The sequence below is a fragment of the Gluconobacter roseus NBRC 3990 genome, from assembly GCF_006538885.1.
GTDB lineage: Bacteria > Pseudomonadota > Alphaproteobacteria > Acetobacterales > Acetobacteraceae > Gluconobacter > Gluconobacter roseus.
Genome location: NZ_BJLY01000002.1, coordinates 204573 through 222316, shown reverse-complemented (window position 1 = coordinate 222316; position 17744 = coordinate 204573). Strand labels below are relative to the sequence as shown.

At 56.9% G+C, this 17744-nt stretch carries 18 protein-coding genes and 3 pseudogenes; 9 read left to right on the top strand and 12 right to left on the bottom strand.

Annotated elements, in window-relative coordinates; all coding sequences use genetic code 11:
* Positions 1 to 10: 10 nt before the first annotated feature.
* The 3 genes from GRO01_RS04925 to ampC form a co-directional block, all read right to left on the bottom strand.
* Positions 11 to 400, bottom strand: a complete 390-nt coding sequence (locus GRO01_RS04925; RefSeq protein WP_062508147.1) for a cupin domain-containing protein — start codon at positions 398 to 400, stop codon at positions 11 to 13.
* Between the two features lie 35 nt (positions 401 to 435).
* Positions 436 to 978, bottom strand: coding sequence for an RrF2 family transcriptional regulator (locus GRO01_RS04920; RefSeq protein ID WP_062508145.1), 543 nt, complete (start codon positions 976 to 978; stop codon positions 436 to 438).
* 100 nt (positions 979 to 1078) lie between these two features.
* Positions 1079 to 2227: a class C beta-lactamase gene (gene ampC, locus GRO01_RS04915; RefSeq protein ID WP_062508143.1), complete on the bottom strand. Its 1149-nt coding sequence runs from the start codon at positions 2225 to 2227 to the stop codon at positions 1079 to 1081.
* A gap of 187 nt (positions 2228 to 2414) precedes the next feature.
* Here ampC and GRO01_RS13560 point away from each other — a divergent pair.
* The 3 genes and pseudogenes from GRO01_RS13560 to GRO01_RS13405 all read left to right on the top strand — a co-directional run.
* Positions 2415 to 2625, top strand: a pseudogene (locus GRO01_RS13560) (DDE-type integrase/transposase/recombinase); the annotation flags it as partial.
* On the top strand, positions 2602 to 2970 hold the full coding sequence (locus tag GRO01_RS13805) for an endonuclease toxin domain-containing protein (protein ID WP_062508141.1): 369 nt from the start codon (positions 2602 to 2604) through the stop codon (positions 2968 to 2970). The pseudogene GRO01_RS13560 and the gene GRO01_RS13805, both read left to right, overlap by 24 nt.
* 13 nt (positions 2971 to 2983) lie before the next feature.
* Positions 2984 to 3259: a hypothetical protein gene (locus GRO01_RS13405; protein WP_062508140.1), complete on the top strand. Its 276-nt coding sequence runs from the start codon at positions 2984 to 2986 to the stop codon at positions 3257 to 3259.
* A 591-nt stretch (positions 3260 to 3850) separates the two neighbouring features.
* On the opposite strand, the gene GRO01_RS04905 is transcribed toward GRO01_RS13405, so the two are convergent.
* The 3 genes and pseudogenes from GRO01_RS04905 to GRO01_RS04895 all read right to left on the bottom strand — a co-directional run bounded on the left by GRO01_RS04905 (position 3851) and on the right by GRO01_RS04895 (position 6754).
* The gene (locus GRO01_RS04905; RefSeq protein WP_141306828.1) at positions 3851 to 5101 is read right to left on the bottom strand and encodes an alpha/beta hydrolase; all 1251 of its coding nucleotides are present in this window, start codon (positions 5099 to 5101) and stop codon (positions 3851 to 3853) included.
* Between the two features lie 160 nt (positions 5102 to 5261).
* Positions 5262 to 6018, bottom strand: a pseudogene (locus GRO01_RS04900) (IS5 family transposase).
* A 154-nt stretch (positions 6019 to 6172) separates the two neighbouring features.
* Complete coding sequence (locus GRO01_RS04895) at positions 6173 to 6754, bottom strand: TetR/AcrR family transcriptional regulator (protein ID WP_062508134.1); 582 nt, start codon at positions 6752 to 6754, stop codon at positions 6173 to 6175.
* A gap of 121 nt (positions 6755 to 6875) precedes the next feature.
* Here GRO01_RS04895 and GRO01_RS04890 point away from each other — a divergent pair, with 121 nt between their 5' ends.
* Together GRO01_RS04890 and GRO01_RS04885 are read left to right on the top strand one after the other, a co-directional pair.
* Positions 6876 to 7856 (top strand): SDR family NAD(P)-dependent oxidoreductase, encoded by a 981-nt coding sequence (locus tag GRO01_RS04890; protein WP_062508132.1) that lies wholly within the window; start codon positions 6876 to 6878, stop codon positions 7854 to 7856.
* Between the two features lie 111 nt (positions 7857 to 7967).
* Positions 7968 to 9083, top strand: a complete 1116-nt coding sequence (locus GRO01_RS04885; RefSeq protein ID WP_141306826.1) for a metallophosphoesterase — start codon at positions 7968 to 7970, stop codon at positions 9081 to 9083.
* Between the two features lie 145 nt (positions 9084 to 9228).
* Here GRO01_RS04885 and GRO01_RS04880 read toward each other — a convergent pair whose 3' ends face one another.
* Together GRO01_RS04880 and GRO01_RS04875 are read right to left on the bottom strand one after the other, a co-directional pair.
* The gene (locus GRO01_RS04880) at positions 9229 to 9756 is read right to left on the bottom strand and encodes a cytochrome b (RefSeq protein ID WP_062508129.1); all 528 of its coding nucleotides are present in this window, start codon (positions 9754 to 9756) and stop codon (positions 9229 to 9231) included.
* On the bottom strand, positions 9753 to 10838 hold the full coding sequence (locus tag GRO01_RS04875) for a catalase family peroxidase (RefSeq protein WP_062508128.1): 1086 nt from the start codon (positions 10836 to 10838) through the stop codon (positions 9753 to 9755). Before GRO01_RS04875 ends, GRO01_RS04880 begins: the two co-directional genes overlap by 4 nt.
* A 175-nt stretch (positions 10839 to 11013) precedes the next feature.
* Here GRO01_RS04875 and GRO01_RS04870 point away from each other — a divergent pair, with 175 nt between their 5' ends.
* The gene (locus tag GRO01_RS04870) at positions 11014 to 11520 is read left to right on the top strand and encodes a sigma-70 family RNA polymerase sigma factor (protein ID WP_062508126.1); all 507 of its coding nucleotides are present in this window, start codon (positions 11014 to 11016) and stop codon (positions 11518 to 11520) included.
* A complete protein-coding gene (locus GRO01_RS04865; protein WP_062508124.1) occupies positions 11517 to 12272 on the top strand; it encodes an anti-sigma factor family protein in 756 nt (251 codons plus the stop codon). Before GRO01_RS04870 ends, GRO01_RS04865 begins: the two co-directional genes overlap by 4 nt.
* A gap of 301 nt (positions 12273 to 12573) precedes the next feature.
* Here GRO01_RS04865 and GRO01_RS04860 read toward each other — a convergent pair whose 3' ends face one another.
* Complete coding sequence (locus tag GRO01_RS04860) at positions 12574 to 13125, bottom strand: DUF1826 domain-containing protein (protein WP_062508122.1); 552 nt, start codon at positions 13123 to 13125, stop codon at positions 12574 to 12576.
* Between the two features lie 40 nt (positions 13126 to 13165).
* Entirely contained in the window at positions 13166 to 14074 is a 909-nt protein-coding gene (locus GRO01_RS04855) for a LysR family transcriptional regulator (protein WP_062508120.1), read from the bottom strand.
* A gap of 97 nt (positions 14075 to 14171) precedes the next feature.
* On the opposite strand from GRO01_RS04855, the gene GRO01_RS04850 reads away from it, so the two are divergent.
* Positions 14172 to 15017: an NmrA/HSCARG family protein gene (locus GRO01_RS04850; RefSeq protein WP_062508118.1), complete on the top strand. Its 846-nt coding sequence runs from the start codon at positions 14172 to 14174 to the stop codon at positions 15015 to 15017.
* 98 nt (positions 15018 to 15115) lie between these two features.
* A complete protein-coding gene (locus GRO01_RS04845) occupies positions 15116 to 15646 on the top strand; it encodes a 2'-5' RNA ligase family protein (RefSeq protein WP_083541280.1) in 531 nt (176 codons plus the stop codon).
* 57 nt (positions 15647 to 15703) lie between these two features.
* Here GRO01_RS04845 and GRO01_RS04840 read toward each other — a convergent pair.
* Together GRO01_RS04840 and GRO01_RS04830 are read right to left on the bottom strand one after the other, a co-directional pair.
* Positions 15704 to 15862, bottom strand: a pseudogene (locus GRO01_RS04840) (DUF2312 domain-containing protein).
* Positions 15863 to 16088: 226 nt separating this feature from the next.
* Positions 16089 to 17738 (bottom strand): glycosyltransferase family 4 protein, encoded by a 1650-nt coding sequence (locus GRO01_RS04830; protein ID WP_062508116.1) that lies wholly within the window; start codon positions 17736 to 17738, stop codon positions 16089 to 16091.
* Positions 17739 to 17744 lie beyond the last annotated feature (6 nt).

Sequence of the window (17744 nt, the reverse complement as noted above, 5' to 3'; positions counted from 1 at the left end):
TTCCTGGAAGTCAGTTTGCCGGAAAAACGAATGGAGCGGTTTTGTCTTTGACGAAAAACGCAAGGAAACGCGCTGGCTCCGTCTGACTGGCATTGCGGCCAACAAGATGGATGTCGTTTGGACCTTCAAAGAAGCTCTGCCCTTCTTTCAGGGTTACAGGTGTGCCGCCTCTGACCTGCATGGTGATGCTTCCCTTCAGGACATACACAAAGACGGAAGCATTATGCCGGTGGATCGGATCAGAACCTCCGGGCGCATAATCGACCGTCAGCATGGCGCCTTCCTTGCCGGGAATACCCGGCAGGTCATGTGCCAGAAGAGGAGTGACTTTGGTCGCTGCATGCACAGAGCAGGTCCAGAAACCCGCAGTGACAGCGACCAGAGCAATAAATTTACGCATTTGCAATGTTCCTGTTGGGAAAAGAGATGTCATGGTCACGAGGCGCCCGATCGTTTCCGTTGTCTGACTTTGCTGGTTCGACGGGTCTGGACACGTTCATCGAACCACGCCTGCGCGTCTCCAAGAAACGGAGAAGGCGCCTTATCCCGGACGGATCGGGCCAGATCGGCCAGGGAAATCTGCGCCAGTTCCTGACGCATGGCCTGCTCGGCTCGCAGCATGACGCCGTTAATTCCGCAGACACCCTGCGTTGCCCACTTGGGCGGTTGCTCATCGAAGAGAGCGCAGCGACCACGGATTTCCTGGCAGTTGAACAGGGTTTTCCGGCCCTCAACGGCATCCACTACCGCCAGCATGCTGATCCCGTCAGCAGGACCGGCCAGTTTGTAGCCCCCTCTTAAGCCCTCTGCCGCGATGAGCAGGCCCGCCTTTTCCAGTTTTGGGAGCAGCTTGGCGATATAAGCTGCTGGAATTTCCTGTAGTTCTGCGAGGTCGAGACTGCTGACAGGTTCGGGATTATCAACCAGCCAGAGCAGGCTGTGCAGGATGTATTCGGTGCTTGCGCCATAAAGTGCCATACGCGGACTTTATAAGTCCGCGTTCTGATTCGCAAGGCGCTGTAATGGTCATTCTAACCCGGTAGCTCCCTTCGAACTCGGAGATCTTCACGGATAACGGCTAGTGCTTTGAGAGCAGTGACCCGATGAGCGCATAGACGGCTTTCACCCGGGCTTCATTCGGATAATTTTTGTTAGCCAGGACAACTATGCCGATATTTTCACCGGGCAGGATCGCAATATAGCCACCAAAACCGTTCGTTGACCCGGTCTTGTTCAGGAGAACGTTTTTCTGAGGAGAAAGCGGTGGATTCAGTTTCTGTTCTGGCTGTGGTTTCATGATGAAGTCATAGCTATTCCCCAGTGTCATCTTCTGCAGATCAGTGGGCCAGGCGTATTGCTCCCAGATCATATCCTGCGTGAAAAATGCTGTTCTGTACTGCCCTTCATGGGTTCGTCTGATGGCCTTACGCACGTCTTCCGAAGCAGCCCCCTGCCCCATCTCCACATCGAGCACCTTCAGCATGTCCCGGGCGCTCGATTTTATACCGTAGGCTTCATCAGCCAGAACGCCAGTGTTCATTCGGATTGGGGCATTGGTCTTGCGGGCATATCCCCATGCGTATCGGGCCATTTCGCTCTCTGGCACGTCGATCCAGGTATGCTGCAATCCGAATGCTGGAAAAAGCACGTCCTGCACGGCGTGTTTATAGTCGGAGCCCATGGCCCTGCCCGCGATGTAACCGAGCAGTCCGATGCTGATGTTGGAATAGCTTCTTGTTCCTGGCTTCGGCGGATGCCAGTTCTTCAGCCAGATAACCAGTCCATTAATGTCGGCTATGCTGTCTGGCACCTGCAGGGGCAGTCCTCCCGAATGGTGCGTTGCCAGATCCATGAGGGTCAGTTGATCGCCTATCGAGCAGGCATCTGAACAGAGATGATGTGCTACCGTGTCATTCAGTCTGAGTTCACCGCGTTCCTCAGCCAGTGCTGCAAGCGTTACATTGAAAATTTTGCTCATTGAACCGAGCTCAAACAATGTGTCAGGCGTAGCAGGCCGGTGATCGGCCCGTGATGCTAATCCCGCGGTATAAAATTCATGTCTGCCGTTTCGGGTAACGCCGATAACAAGACCGGGTATGTCGTATTCCTTGATCAAGGGCTGGAATGCAGCCCGCGCCTGCTCAGCAAAACTGCCAGCTTTTGCAGACGATATACCTGAAGCAATCACAGCCACAGAGAGCGCCATCAGGTACGACCGCTTATTCATCCATATGCTCCATATCTGGAATTCTCTAAGGCGCTCGTGAAAATACAGAGCATTCTGGGGCAAACTTGTGGCTTTTATGCAATCAGAGGATCCGCTTTCGCGTTCATGTCAGAGATCTAAGAGGTTATGATGCTTTCCCAAAAGCCGACATTAGGTAAGCGAACCGCGATAGACCGAGACTGAGGTCCGTATGACCGCAGATCTTGCCACGAGAGCGTTACAACGCGCTATTGCCTTGCGTCCGCTACCACTAGGCTGCATCCATCATGCGGATCGTGGCAGTCAGTATTGTTTTCAGAGGCGTACCGGAAGCTCCTTTCTGCTCATACTTTCTCATGTCTATGAGCAGAAAAGGAAACTGCTGGAATAATGTAGTGACGGAGGGTTTCTTCAAGACCTTTGATCAATGGAGTTCAAATCAAAATATAGCCGTCAGTGACAAGACCCTCAATGCCACCGGAACCTTCTATACGTCTGATCTGGAACGCATTGCCATAAAAATGTTGGCATACAGCATGCGCATAACAATGTTTGATGATTATGGCGGTATGAATAACTATAACTTCGAGCAGGATGATCTTTCCGGTTACCAACTCTATCTCGCCGTCCCGGCTGCGACCGATTTTCCTGAATGGGCTGAAATCTGCGAAGGTAAGAGGGCTATCGAGATGTACGCGAACAATTACAATCTCGACACGGCTCAGTCGAAGAGCCTTCAGATCACCATTCACTCCGTCAGCTAAAGAAAGTCTGAGAATGCCCAATCCGTGGGAGGGAACTGCCGGCTTCCTGTTTTTTGCGACAGACCGGTTCGTCGCCGTGGCCGCGTTGATGAGGTGTGGCTGGGGCTTTATTTCGCCAACCGGTTGGTGCGCGCATACGGCGACACCAGCGTCCAGAGAGTGGCTGATCGAGAATATTGATCATGCCATGAGGACAAGCGAAAATCTGCAAGGTACAGAAATCCAACGTGACCGTGAGAAACGTGAGGCGCTGAGCGCACTTGGTCTCGAACGAAATAACGCCCTATAGGCCGAGATCCGCAAGGCTTATAAATATCACACCCCGGCCAACGCGCGCGCGTCAACCTGGATGGTCGCTGTCGGCCTTGAAAAGAACAGAAGCAGAATACATGTTAGAGCGATTATAAAAAGGCGAAATGGCACCTGGGAATCATGGGAAAGTCCCCACACGTCCAAACGCATCTTCCTGCCTCTCGACGCGACCGCAGAAGACATCACAGACGCGACGCTGAAGATGCTGACCCTGAGCACGCTGCGGGGTCAGACAATGCAGGAAGCCGCCGCAAACCCTGAAACGTGAGGGAGCCCTTATTTTCCACATATGTTTTGAAGCGTTATGTCGCCTTCCGGAAAGACAGCCTGACCTAAAAGCTATGTGTAAGGACATCGGTGACGTCCGCTGTCCTGCTATTATTGTCAGATAGACGACCTTCCGCTTCCCCCCTGATCTGCCTGTACGCTCAGTGACGCAGGAGCAGACAGGCGGCGGCAGCCCTCATCCCGGACATAGGAATGCCTTAGCCATGTTACTAAAAATGGACACTTCCGAAACGAAACGGCTGCCAAGACAAATGCCGGGACCTCATTGAGATATGCAGGATCAGTTTCCTTGAGGCGTATAGTTCTGCCACAGCCATAACAGGGCTTCGGGCAATGTCTGCTCAATCGTAGGGCCGTCCACATGACCAGCATTACGCGACAGAACGAACTGGTAATCATACCCTTTTGCAGACAGCACACGGGCCATGTTTTCGCTGGCCAGTACCCAGTCATGCATGCCATCGGGCATGGCCGGAGCAGGATAGAACAGATCCCTGTCTCCTGCCTCGAACCAGAAGCGGATCGGCTTGCGCGGGGCATTGGGGATAAGGGCTGCACCAGGCTGACTGCCTGTTGCCGTCGGGTTGCCTGCCCATGGTGAATGATACTGCCATGCCCCACCCGGCATTGCATCAGCATGCGGCCATTGCTGGTTCGTCAGCGTAGGAGAATAGGCCAGTACACGATGGTACAGTTCCGGATGGAACCATGCCATACCGAATGCCGCGCCGCCGCTTGAACTGATGCCCATCGTGGCGCGACCATCAGGGTCATGGGTCAGGGCAACGCCGGCATGCTGCTGTACCAGCGGCAGGACCTCATGCTCAACCCATTCAGCATAAGTGCCTGACACCGTGTCATATTCCCGTCCACGCTCGCTACCCTGTGCATCCTGTCCGCCGGACCCGATACCAATCGCGATCAGGGGGGGGGGGAGCCGATGGCTGGCGATCAGCACATCCAGGACTGCGAACAGGTCACGACCGGGATAAATACCATCTGCGCCGCCATCACCGAATACAAGAAACGGTGCTCTGGTCCCTGGTTTGTACTGAACAGGCACATACACATCCACCTGTCGTATCCATGGACCCGAATGGCTTTCTGTCAGCCGCAGGTTGGATGGATCGCCGGGAGCGGAACGGGACGTGTAGATCGCGCCATTAGGACAGTTGTCGGGGTCGTCACGGACAATGCCAGGATTAAACAGGACGCTGTGTCCGGACTCCATGGTGAAGGATACAATCCGTCCGGAAGGTACATTTGCCGTCATGGCAAACTCGGGTGCAAACGGATGGGTTGGTCCCAACACGAAATTGCCATTGGCTGTGTCTGACGGCACGGCCCTGTCGGGCAAATCGTGTGCGGGTGGATAGTGTGGGTTATGCGGATCACGCCGGGGCGACATATTGTCAGTCGTCAGTGCCGAAAGATCAATGAAGAATGGTGCCAGGGGATATGTTGTATTGGCGGTCGGCGGTGGCGGAATGTGCAGGGACTGGCAATCGGCATGAGCGGGGAAAACAGGCATCGCAAGACAAACTGTCCAGACTGCCACAAAGAAGGAAACCGGTATTCTGAAGTCCGATGCCAAGAGTTTGTATCCCGTCCTGCATTAAAAACTGCGTCTTTAGGCAAGCACGATACCCGTTCCATATCCACCCTTCACAAAACACTGTTAGGCTCAGGACTCATAGCCAGAAGATGACGGTTGCGGCGAGGCAGATGGCTGAGAAGAAGACGGTGGGGCATCTGTCATAGCGGGTTGCGACCCGCCGCCAGTCCTGGAGGCGGCCGAACATGATTTTGATGCGGTTGCGTCTTTTATATTTCCGCTTGTCGTATTTGATTGGTTTTCCGCAGGATCTCCGTCCCGAAATGCAGGGCCTGATCCCTTTTTTCTTCAGGGCATCCCTGAACCAGTCAGCATCATACCCCCGGTCCGCCAGCAACCACTGTGCCATGGAAAGGCTGTCCAGCAGAGCAGCGGCACCGGTGTAATCACTGACCTGTCCCGCCGTCATGAAGAAGCTCAGCGGTCGTCCGCTCTGATCCGTGATCGCATGCAGCTTCGTGTTCATGCCACCTTTTGTCCGTCCGATCAGTCGCCCTGGATCCCCTTTTTGAGCCGCAGGCTCGAAGCCGTGCGATGTGCTTTGAGATAGGTCGCATCGATCATGATGGTCTGAGGCTCGGCCTTCGTGGCAGACAGGCCATCCATCATCCGCATGAAAATGCCCATGTCGCCCCAACGCTTCCAACGGTTGTAGAGCGTCTTGTGTGGACCGTATTCCCGGGGGCATCACGCCAGCGCATCCCATTGCGGTTCACAAAAATGATGCCGCTCAGCACACGGCGGTCATCGACGCGAGGTTTGCCGTGGCTCTTGGGAAAGAACGGCTGCAGACGCTCCATTTGCTCGTCCGTCAGCCAAAACAGATCGCTCATCTTCAGTCTACTTGCAGAGCCTGCATCAGATTTCCATAATCAAATCAATGGGTCCTGAGCCTAGCACAGAACCCGGGTTTTGCCGGTTCGGTCTTGCGGCAAGTTTGTCGGGATACGGGCGGTCGGCCGTTCCAATAGGTAGACAGGATGTGTCTTACGATGCCGAAGACCGCGAGCCCGTGATGAGAATATCGACGAGGCGTTTCGCACTGCCTTCCCAGCCGGGACCGGCCGAGAAATTTGAAACGCCCGCCAGAGCGCGGAGCAGATCCAGAGGATCGATGTCGGCGCGGAACTCACCGGCGGCGATGGCGGCGGAAACAAGGCTGTTGACCGCGGCTTTGAGAACGTCCCCGGAATGCGCATAGAGCGCCCCTGTTCCCCCAACCAACCCGTTGAGTGCTGGGGCGATGACCTGCTTGGCGGCGATGTAATCCACGAACAGTCGCATCCATGCGCGCAGTGCCTCCACGGGTGGATGCTGCGCGGCCAGCACGGGAGCCGCTTCAGCAAGGCGATCCAGTTCAGCGCGATAGACCGCTTCGATAAGAGCGTCGCGATTGGGAAAGTGCCGGTAGAGCGTGCCGATGCCCACGCCCGCGCGCCGTGCGACTTCATCCAGAGGAATGTCCACCTCACCCACCGTAAACGCGGCTTTGGCCACGTCTAGGAGCTGTTGCCGGTTGCGCTGTCCGTCGCTGCGCGGTCGGCGACGGGGTTTTTTCACGTCGGTCACCTGTCCTCCTCTTGTTAAACGGAGTTATGCTCCGTATATCCAAAGCGGAGCGATGCTCCACATAAGATATTCCATGCTGCTTCGGCAAGGAATGGATGCACCATTTCAGGGAGTTCCACCCATGACTCAGATTTTTGGCGCAACCTCAACAACTGATGATGTTCTCTCCGGCGTGTCCCTGAAGGGCAAGCGCGTTCTCGTGACCGGCGTTTCCGCCGGATTGGGTGTCGAAACAGCCCGGGCACTGGTGGCTCATGGCGCGCATGTCGTGGGCGCGGTGCGCGATCTTGCAAAAGCGGAGCACGCAACCAATCAGGTCCGCGAGGCTGCGTCGCAGGGAGGCGGTGCGTTCGAACTTACCGCGCTGGACCTTGCGGATCTGGCGAGCGTGCGCGCCTGCGCCGATCGTCTGAACGCGCAAGGCGCCCCCTTCGACCTGGTGATTGCCAATGCGGGCGTCATGGCCACGCCGTTCGGACATACGAAAGACGGGTTCGAGACGCAGTTCGGCACCAACCATCTGGGACATTTCGTCCTGATCAACCGGATCGCCGGACTGCTGCGCGATGGTGCACGGGTGGTTACTGTGTCCTCGGCAGGACATCGCTTCGCTGACGTTGATCTGGACGACCCGAATTTCGACCATACGCCTTACGTGCCATTCGTGGCCTATGGACGCTCCAAGACTGCCAATATTCTCTTTGCCGTCGCCTTTGATGCCCGGCATCGCTTACGGGGCGTGCGGGCAACGGCAGTTCACCCCGGTGCAATCATGACGGAACTGGTGCGGCACATGGCGCCTGGCGAGATTGACGCCATGGCAAGCCAGATCAACGAACAGGCCATCGCCGAGGGTCATGAGCCGCTCCAGTTCAAGAGCATCCCGCAGGGTGCTGCAACCTCGGTGTGGGCCGGCGTCGTGGCTGATGCCGATGCAGTGGGTGCGCATTACTGCGAGGATTGTCACGTCAGCGATGTGATCCCGGACGACCAGCCGATCAGTCTGGTCAATCCAGGGGTCCGCGCCTACGCTCTCGATCCGGCACACGCCGAGGCCCTGTGGACAAAGAGCGAGGAAATGGTCGGGGAACGCTTCGCCTGACACGTTCGCAGGAACAACATTTCGGGTCAGCACAGGCTCACAGCTGTGCCCGGGACGCCGACGGCCACCGTAAGCCGTCGGCTCCCTCTCTCCATGAGGATGTCCATACTCGTGCGCATTATCGTATTCGGCCTGCTCCTGTCGATCGTGATCCTGAATTGGTTATGGCCCTTCCCTCTTCCAGTTGCCGTGAAACTTCTGGTGGCCGTCTTCGTCATCGTGGCGTCGCAATTCCAGTTCTGGAGCAGGCTCTCTTCCGGTTCGATATTCGCACCGGAGTTCCCGAAACCGCTTATCATCCTGTTTAACTGGGCGGTCGGAACAATCCTGTTTCTCACGCTGTTTCAACTCGCACTCGATCTCGGCGCGCTAACGGTTGCGCTGGTCAGGTGGCAGCCGGTTCATATCGGCACCGAAGCCCGCGTCGCGGTAGGTGGACTGGCCGGGCTGCTCGCGGCCATCGGTGTCATCAATGCGCTGCGAGTACCACAGGTCAGGGATGTGACTGTAACCATACGCGGATTGTCCCCGTTGTTCGACGGATACCGACTGCTCCAGTTGAGTGATCTGCATATTACGCGGCTCTTCTCCGCGGGATGGGCTGCCCGTGTCGTAGCGCGCGCCAATGCGGCCGATGCCGATCTGATCGTCGTGACGGGGGATTTCATCGACGGGTCGGTGGACATGCGCCGTGCCGATGTCGCACCGCTCGCGGAGCTGCGCGCGCCCGATGGCGTACTGGCCGCTCCGGGCAATCATGAATATTTCTTCGATTATGCGGCCTGGATGCGCCATCTGTCGGCACTGGGCTTCGATATGCTGGAAAACCAGCACAGGGTGATTACGCGCGACACGGCCCATCTGGTGATCGCCGGCGTGACGGATCGCTCGGCACGCGGGCACGGTCAGATGGGACCGGATCTTGACGCCGCACTGGCGGGCTGTCCTGCTCATGCACCGATTGTGCTGCTCGATCATCAGCCTGGCGACGCCCGGGCCGCGGCGGCTCGGGGTGTGGCGCTTCAGCTCTCGGGCCATACGCATGGGGGGATGATCCGCGGCCTCGACCGGCTCGTAGCACGGGGCAATAACGGCTTTGTCTCCGGACGCTACCAGGTGGGCGGCATGACGCTCTACGTCAGCAACGGAACCGGTCTATGGCCCGGCTTTGCGCTCCGTCTGGGCGTGCCGCCCGAGATCACGCGGTTTCATCTGCAGGCAGGATAAGGTCCAAGGCTGGCTAACAATTTCTTTCGGGTGCTGGGTCATTTAGGTCACCGCGAGTGTCCCGCTATACATTTGAAGAACGGCAGGAAACGTCCTGTGGGCACTCTAAATCGGAGACCTGCTTACCCAAAAAACGGCCGTAGCTCTAGATCATGCTTCGCAGCACACTATCACGGCGGATGAGACCATGAAACAGCGCGGCCCCAATATGGGCCAGAACCAGTCCGAAGAGCGCAAACGCCAGAACTGAGTGAGCAGAACGAAGCCAGGACCAAAGCACGGGATTATGGGGTAGGATTGATGGAAGAAGAACGGACTGACCCCATAGCGGAATGGGAAATCCGCCTGCTGAAAGCATTCCCCATCCTACAAGCGGCAGTGCAATCATGAGCCCATAAAGCAGGAGATGTGAAGCCGTAGCGGCCCATCTTAAAAGACGCGGCATATCATCCGGGAGGGGCTGTACAGAGGATCGCAGGCGATTTCCCAGACGCAGGATTGCCAGCACAAGGATCGCGATGCCCAGAGGGCGATGCAGTGTTACCAGCCGGTGATAATTTGGTCCGACTGAAGACGCCATGAACAGACCGATAAACAGCATCGCCAAAATCATGATGGCCATCAGCCAGTGCAAGACGCGCGACAGAAGCGGGAAGGATGCCATGCAGCTCATGATTTTCTGCCTTCAGATGTCTGGATCAGGCTGGGCGTCACAGCGCTTGGGCTACGTTTTTCGCCAGAGCGGAGTGAAAATGAGCGCATATAAACGGCTGAGCGGACCTGAAGGATCGGATCATCCGACGGCTGAATGCCTGGCGGTAAAATGAGAGGATCAAAGGTTATGCCCGTACAGGGACCGCCCTCCTCGCTTTCGATGGAGTTCAGGGTCAGGGTTCCGGCATCAACAGTCTGGTCGTCCTGTGCCCAGATCTGGCTGGGATCGTTGATGACATCATGTGCACCCGCCACGGTTATCACCAGATGCCACTGCAGAGGATGGTCGTGAATGTCACCAATCAGCTTGCGGAACAGATAGTCACGATCACCCGTTTTTCCGTCACCGGGCTCAACGGACTGCATCGGGATCATGGCCCAACGCACCGCTGTTCTTGTACCGTCTGCAGCGACCAGCACAAAGCTATCAAGACTGTGAAACGTATCGTCTGCAAAGCCTGATGAAACAAAGCGATGGGTATTCTCGTCAGCCGCAGATTTGAGCCAGGGATGCGTCATGCCGAACGCTTTCATGCGGGCCGGATCAGGCTTTCCGGTGGCAGGATCGATCTGCTGCGAGGCAAAGAAATCCGAGACGTCACGCGCATCACGCAGTGGCAGAACTGGCGGATCATTCATACCCGTTCGCCATTCCGGTGCATCAGGGGGCATCAGCCGCAGCGCCATGCTTCGCACAGTGACGGCGCTATCCGGCGCATAAGGCTGCCCCACGGCAAGAGCAAACCGCCCAATAACCGGCACATGCTGCTCATGGAAAACGGCCGCGCGTGACAGATGCGAAGCGTCCCCACTTGCATCAAACCAACCGCTGACACAGACGCCCTTGGCGTAAGCCCTTCGGAAGCCATGCCCGTAGCTTCCGGCATCATGCAGTTCTCCCATCAATCGGTCCTGTGTTACACGACCGGGAGAAAAACAGCCGCCAGCCCACAGGAAGGCCAACGCCAGTGCTGCAGGTCCAGCGACAACACTGAGCCAGCGGAGGACCAGCATGGGTGGGCGTGCAGGTTTTTGAGCCATAGTTTTCGATCCGATGCGGTTATTTCCCGCAAAGACGTCAGGCACACTGGCTTTATTCCCGACAAAACACGCTATCGAAAAATATTTTCGGTATTTCCCTGTTTGATAGGGAATAAAACGATCTCCCAGACCGTCCTTGTCTGTGAACGTGATCCTGTGAAAGGCGAAGACGGAGTTGAGTGATGAGGCGCATCTCAGGTTACAGGCCGCCATTCCGGCGTTGAGACGATATGCACGGGTCCTGACCCGTGATCCGTCTCAGGCAGACGATCTTGTACAAGACTGTCTGGAGCGTGCCCTTACGCGACTACACCAGGTTCGCGGCCAGTCTGACCTGCGTCCGTGGCTGTTCACGATCGCGCATCGCCTGAATGTCAATCACTGGCGCCGTTTCCGGCGCTTCATGTCATGGGCGGAAACGACAATGCCTGAGCCATTGCAGGAGCCCGGGCAGATCCCTCATCTGGAGTGGCGGGAAGTCGTGCAGGCATTTGGACATCTGTCGGATGATCATCGACAGATTATGCTGCTGGTCGGTGTTGAAGGACTGCAATACGGAGTGGTTGCGGAAATTCTGGACCTGCCGATCGGGACCGTCATGTCCCGCCTTTCCCGGGCACGTGCTGCCCTGCACAGTCTTGTTGAACATGAGGAACGTCCGACGCTCCGGAGAGTCAAATGACACAGCCTGATTGCCCCGTAACCGAAGAGGATCTGCAGGCTTGGATTGACGGCTTTCTGCCTCCCGAGCGGCTGCGAACCGTCGAGACATGGCTCGAAAGTCATCCTGAGATATTGCAACGTGTCATGGCATGGAGGCACGAGCGTGACGCACTCCGTGCCGGGCTGGATCCGGAACTCGAGCAGCCTGTGCCAGCGCGCTTCACCATTTCAAACCTGCGGCAACGGAGCGCCATACCTTCCAACATACCGCGAATGGCGGCCTCCATCGTCCTTGCGCTGTCGATAGGGTTTGGCAGCGGATGGTTCCTCCGTGATCGCCGCGTGCCTGTCGGGTTGGCCGCCGTTGAGCAGGAAGCGACAATCGTACGTGAGGCCAGTAAGGGCAGCACGATTACGCAAAGCAACATTGCACAGCTCGCAGCATGGGGCGGAAAAATGCTGGGGCGCCCGGTACAGCCACCGGATCTGTCCGCGGCGGGCTATCACCTTGTGGGAGGACAACTGGTCACGACGGATCATGGGCCGGCCTGTGTCTTCTTCTATAGGGATACCAGCGGTGCCCGGATCTCCCTGTTTGTACGTCCCATGTATAACGTGGACGTTAATGCCCCCATGCGTCCGATGCGTCATCTGCCGGGCTATCTCTGGGCTCAGAACGGACTGGGAGTTAGTATGGTGGCAGATACATCCACGAGCAGCCTGCACACTCTGGCGGACCATGCCCGCGATCTGATGGCAAAAGCCAGCTAAGGAGCTACGCGTTCTCAGGCTTTCAACGATTATAGAGCGTCTTGCCTGCCCCTCTCGAGGATCATCCTACCTGTATAAGCCGCTTTGATTTATAAAAACGATAGCCGTTCAGGACACGGCGATTATTAACACGTGGCTTGCCACGGCTCTTCGGGAAAAGGACGCAAAGGATCCATCTGTTCGTCCATCAGACAGTATAGTTCGTTTATCTCCCCTTTCCTCGCAGAGCCTGAATCAGGGTTTCCAACTTGATCACAAGGCCCAGAACAGGATCAGGCCAGCTTTCTATTGCCAGCATATTTCAGGCGACCATATCGAAAGGCGCATCCGCGCATGCGTTCGCCTCATCGATCGTCAGGAGGAGCCTGACTCGCTCTGCGACAGGGCGCTTTGAGAGTGGTGGTGAGCGATGAAGGATTTTCTCGGCATCATCCCACCCGGGAAAATGCTTTCCCTTCAGGAAAACAACAGCACCTGTCGGAGCCTCCTGCACGGTACGCCCCTCATCCCCTGTCCACTGAACGCCCGGCCCCACATAGGTTCGAAGCAGACGCAGATCGACACAGTCCACGTGGAATTTCCGGCAGCTGTCTGTGGTGATTTTTTCCAGCCGGACGCGCAGATTCTGGTGTCCTGAAACATGCCTGTAGAGTTCAGCAAGCTCCATCATGTCGGCCATCAATAGGCGCGGCCCTTCTTTGAGGTACGCTTCCGCCGCCTGTTTCAGGACCGGAGACATGTCCATCCGGTGCATTTTAAGACTGCGATTGGGAGACAGGATGCCTCTGAATGGCAACAGGTGCTCCAGGTGACAGCGTGTCGGGCAGGCAGACGTGAAAGAATGAAAGCGCATCAACTCTGCTCTTTCCCTAGGATCTTTTTCTTATGTCAGCCTATCGGTCGCTCTTTACCGCCCTCCCCGCTTCGTGCGCCAGATGCGCATGGAGCGCGTCAATAAAGACCCGAACCTTTGATGAAAGGCTGCGATGCGCCGCATAGACCGCATGCGCCTCGACGGTTTCCGTTTCAAAATCCGGCAAAAGACGCACAAGTAAGCCTGCTTCTATGGCATTTCGGGCCAGGAAGTCTGGAAGGCGCCCTACTCCCACGTCGCTCTCCAACAGGATCTTCAGAACTGCCGGTTCTGGCACGACAGACCCAACGGGCACGGGTATCGTTTCAATCTCGTCCCGTACATTGGTAAAGCGCCAGGTCTCGGGATGGTCTGTCCAACCCAGAAGAGTATGGGAACTCAGATCGGACGGGGTCTCAGGGATGCCATGCTGCCTGAGATAGGCCGGACTGGCACACGGCCATAACGCAATTATGCCAAGACGGCGGGCAATCAGATCAGAATCTTCAAGAGCACCGATCCGAATTGCCACGTCGACGTCTTCGCGGGCCACATCCACGATGCGGTTCTCCGTCTGCAGATGCACCCGGATTTCCGGAAACTGCCTGAGAAAATCTGGAATCATTGGTGCGACGAGACCAAGCGCAAAGGTCATCGCAGCGTTGATCCGCAACATCCCACATGGCTGACCGCTTACGCCATCAAGAGCAGCTCTGGCGTCTTCAAAATCGTCAATGATGCGGCGGGCATGCGGAAGAAGCATTAACCCCGCTTCCGTCAGACGCAGTGCCCTGGTGCTGCGTTCGAAGAGCTTTGCGCCGATCTCGTCCTCCAGTCGGCACAAGGCGCGACTGAGCGTCGATTTCGGGACAGCCATCATGCGTGAAGCACCGCTCAGACTTTCCGTTTCTGCGACACGTATGAAACAGCGAAGATCCTGCAAATCCATGGTCAGCGTTCCGTATCTGGAACACACTGTCTACACCATCGGATCTGGTTCCGGGACAGGGAACGTCCTAGCGTTTCCTTCCGACTGGAGACTACCAATGTCAGACCCCATCATTCTTGTCACAGGCGCAACCGGCCATCAGGGCGGTGCCACCATTGCTGAATTACTGCGTCGTGCGAGGCCATGGCGTCTTCGGGCGCTGGTCCGCACGCCCACCTCGTCTCGCGCGCTTGCCCTGGCGCAACAGGGAGTTCAGGTGGTGCAGGGCGATCTGGACAATGAAGCCTCGCTCCGTGCGGCTCTGAAGGACGTGTATGGCGTACTGTCTGTGCAATCTCCCATGAAGATCGGACCGGCCGGCGAAGAACGTCAGGGCAAACTGCTGGCAACGCTGTCGGCCGAACTGGGTGTGCAGCATTTCATCCAGTGCTCGGCAGGGGGCGTGGACCGTCACAGCGGAGTTCCACATTTTGAGAGCAAACTGGCGATTGAACAGCATATTACAGTGCTTGGTCTGCGTGCGACAATCCTGCGTCCTGCCGCCTTTATGGAAAACTTCAGCACCTTTGTCTTTCGCACGACAATGCTTTCGATGATGAAAACCTATCTGGCGGCTGACCAGTCCATGCAGGTTGTCTCTGTCAGGGATGTCGGATGGTTCGCCGCCGAAGCTTTCAAAAAACCCGCAGACTATCTCGACCGGGCCATCGAACTGGCAGGAGACGCCGTCACTGTCCGGGACGCCGCGCTGACCCTTCGCCATTCAGGCAAAACACCTGTGATCTTCTTCACGCTTCCCCCTGCCCTTCGCACCCGACTGCCCGAGGATTTCCGGCTGATGTTCGAATGGATCGCCCGCGACGGCTTCCATGCCGATATTCCCACCCTGAAACATATTCATCCCACGCTGCTGAGCCTCTCCGACTGGGCAAAGCAGTCGTGACAGAAGGAACCAGTGTGCGATCAGGCCATTTCCTCTGAAGAACAGCATCAACTGGCAATAATTGCCTGTTCAGACTTCACGGAGTGAACTTAAGAACAATGACTTTACCTGAAAATCAAAAGCCGAACGCGCCACTGGTTCTGACTCTGGAAATGGAGAAATCGGCACAGGACTGGGCGCAAAGCATGCGCGAGCGCCATTTTCCAAAGGAGCGCAATATTGTCCCCGCGCATGTCACGCTTTTTCATGCGCTTCCTTCCGATACAGCCGATATTATCTGTGCATATTTCACCCGGCCCCGGCCAACACCATCGATTAGAATTGACGCACCTTTCCTGCTGGGGCGAGGTGTCGCCTATCGCATTGCTTCTCCAGAAATGCAGCAGATCCGCGCAGAACTCGCGGCGCTGATCCCAGCGGAGCGCCGCACTCCTCAGGATCGTAAGTCATGGCATCCTCACCTGACCATTCAGAACAAGGTCTCTCCCCAGCAGGCTCGTGAATTACTGAAAGATCTTTCCAGGGAATACAAAGCCTGCCAGACATATGCAGTAGCTTTGCGGTTATGGCGCTATCTCGATGGGCCTTGGGAACTGTTGTCCCGATTACCCTTTACTATTACGAAATAGTATTCAACAATTAACTTACATTCATGGAGCGCGACGATAGATGTCCAGAAGGGTCTCTTATTCCTCGACCTGGACAGGATTCACTTTCCGCAGCTTCAGGATCTGTTTGACCGTTTTTACGTCGAAGCTGGCCGATTTGGCCTCGCTGAAAATGTCCTTGATGTCCCCGGCAAGAGTCTTTTATTTCTCCTGCAGCCCCTCCACCCGTTCGATCATGAACCGCAGCAGGCTACCGGACGAGTGAACCTTGCCCTTTCGCGCCTTGACCGAGATCACACAGACCGCGGCGGCGGCCTCGTTGCCGTCTCATGACACCGCAGGTCTGACGCCAGGCATGCGATAAAAATGCCGGGAGACCCGGTAAGCAGTGCAACGTTCAAGCAGATGCATTGTATCGCAACCCATTACGATAGAAGAGCCATTACGAAAATCAGACACGGCATCAAGGCTGTCGTGCTATTGCAATGGCGCGACGCAATGAAGCAGTCGTACGGTCTGCATTGAACAGATCGCCGATATGATCCTGGGCCCGTTTTCCCAGCCTCTGGCATGTATCAGGATCAGCATAAAGGGCACTGATACGTTCAATCTGGCTGGCTTCATCATCTACAACGAGCGCAGCAAGAGAAGAGGGCAAATTCAGCCCTTCGGCCGCGATTGAAGTCATGACGCAGGGTATGCCAGCCAGAAGACTTTCCAACACCTTCCCCTTGATTCCTGCCCCAAATCTCAATGGCGCCACCGTCAAGCGAACATGATCAAATACGTCTCTATCAAGATCTGTAACGTGACCCAAAACACGAACACCTTCAGGCCACGACAGATGACATGGCAGATGCGGGCCTACCAGCCAGAGTTCGCGTTCAGGGTCTGTGGCGCGCAGCTCCGGTAGGACGTCACGGGCGAACCAGATGGCGGCATCAAGGTTCGGCGCATGACAATAATTCCCGATGAAGGCGATATGCCGCCTTACCGCAAAATCCGCTTTCTGCTCCCGTTTATGCACCGCCCATGGAACACAGACAACACGCGCTTGCGGAACGGCATGGCGGAGCCACTCGGCCTCTACAGGTGAATGTGTCAAGACGGCATCGGCCTGCCAGGCGGTCGTGCATTCCTCAAGGCGGGTTCTTCTGCTGAGCGCGTGGAGTTCGGGGCGTTTTTCGGTCTCGGCCTGTCCCGCGATGCGGCGGTGGTGCAGATCGGCGACGCTGTAGAGCACCGTGGCACCTGGCTGGTGATGACGGGCGAGGCTCAGATATCGAGAGGCCGTGCCGATCCGGTGCAGATAGATCAGATCGAACGCGCCGGACTGGCGCCGCAAGATTTCTTCTACCGAGGCGTAATGCGGGGCGCGCCAGATTGTGAAGCCTTCCGCTTCCAGCGCGTGCTGCACACCGGCTGGCGGAGAGAGGTCATCGGCAGCGACAAGGCTGACATCGTAGCCGAGCGCCTGAAGTGCGCGGGCGTGGGACAGCAGGGCCTGTGAGCCCGCGTCCTGCCCGGCCACCGGCAGGTGTTCGTCAATGATCAGCGCGCGCGGGGCCCGGGGTTTTATGTCGATTTCGGGCCCGTGCCGACGGGCCAGTCTGCGGTAATGGTCATGTTGTTCCTGACCGCCCTGCGCACGGGCGTGATCGGTCAGCAGGTCGTCGGCGACCTGTGCGAGAAAGGCCAGGATGTTCTCGCGCTCGGCATTCGTCTGGGCACCGCCTGCGACCTGTCGCAGGAGTTCGCGCAGGTCGTCGTCGAATGTGCCAGTGGCTTCAAGGACGACAGGGGAGCCGATCAGTTCCGTTCCGTCGGCTTCGCGGCAGACCTGAATGATGTGCCGTTCATGGGCACTCAAGGGTGCGGGGATCAGAAGATCGAAGCCGAAGCGGCCGTCCCCAAATCCCGCCTGTTTCAGGTCAGGACGGTGCTGGTTGGCGATGACCCGCGCAATCAGCCTGCCGTTATCGAGAACCTGCAGGGCGGCGGGGTCTCCGCTCTCCCCCGCCTGCGCCCAGCCCGCGATCCGTCGGCGCGTTGCAATGTCCAGATAGCCGGGCAGCACGGTGGGGCGCGCTGGGATGACATACGGCTCGGCCATCAGCTC

What these genes read in the sequence shown, in the direction of transcription:
- GRO01_RS04855 (WP_062508120.1), bottom strand. Translation starts at nt 14,074, where the DNA reads ATGGATTTGCAGGATCTTCGCTGTTTCATACGTGTCGCAGAAACGGAA.
- GRO01_RS04860 (WP_062508122.1), bottom strand. Translation starts at nt 13,125, where the DNA reads ATGCGCTTTCATTCTTTCACGTCTGCCTGCCCGACACGCTGTCACCTG.
- GRO01_RS04865 (WP_062508124.1), top strand. Translation starts at nt 11,517, where the DNA reads ATGACACAGCCTGATTGCCCCGTAACCGAAGAGGATCTGCAGGCTTGG.
- GRO01_RS13405 (WP_062508140.1), top strand. Translation starts at nt 2,984, where the DNA reads ATGCCCAATCCGTGGGAGGGAACTGCCGGCTTCCTGTTTTTTGCGACA.
- GRO01_RS04925 (WP_062508147.1), bottom strand. Translation starts at nt 400, where the DNA reads ATGCGTAAATTTATTGCTCTGGTCGCTGTCACTGCGGGTTTCTGGACC.
- GRO01_RS04905 (WP_141306828.1), bottom strand. Translation starts at nt 5,101, where the DNA reads ATGCCTGTTTTCCCCGCTCATGCCGATTGCCAGTCCCTGCACATTCCG.
- GRO01_RS04830 (WP_062508116.1), bottom strand. Translation starts at nt 17,738, where the DNA reads ATGGCCGAGCCGTATGTCATCCCAGCGCGCCCCACCGTGCTGCCCGGC.
- GRO01_RS04845 (WP_083541280.1), top strand. Translation starts at nt 15,116, where the DNA reads ATGACTTTACCTGAAAATCAAAAGCCGAACGCGCCACTGGTTCTGACT.
- ampC (WP_062508143.1), bottom strand. Translation starts at nt 2,227, where the DNA reads ATGAATAAGCGGTCGTACCTGATGGCGCTCTCTGTGGCTGTGATTGCT.
- GRO01_RS04920 (WP_062508145.1), bottom strand. Translation starts at nt 978, where the DNA reads ATGGCACTTTATGGCGCAAGCACCGAATACATCCTGCACAGCCTGCTC.
- GRO01_RS04890 (WP_062508132.1), top strand. Translation starts at nt 6,876, where the DNA reads ATGACTCAGATTTTTGGCGCAACCTCAACAACTGATGATGTTCTCTCC.
- GRO01_RS04850 (WP_062508118.1), top strand. Translation starts at nt 14,172, where the DNA reads ATGTCAGACCCCATCATTCTTGTCACAGGCGCAACCGGCCATCAGGGC.
- GRO01_RS04875 (WP_062508128.1), bottom strand. Translation starts at nt 10,838, where the DNA reads ATGGCTCAAAAACCTGCACGCCCACCCATGCTGGTCCTCCGCTGGCTC.
- GRO01_RS04880 (WP_062508129.1), bottom strand. Translation starts at nt 9,756, where the DNA reads ATGAGCTGCATGGCATCCTTCCCGCTTCTGTCGCGCGTCTTGCACTGG.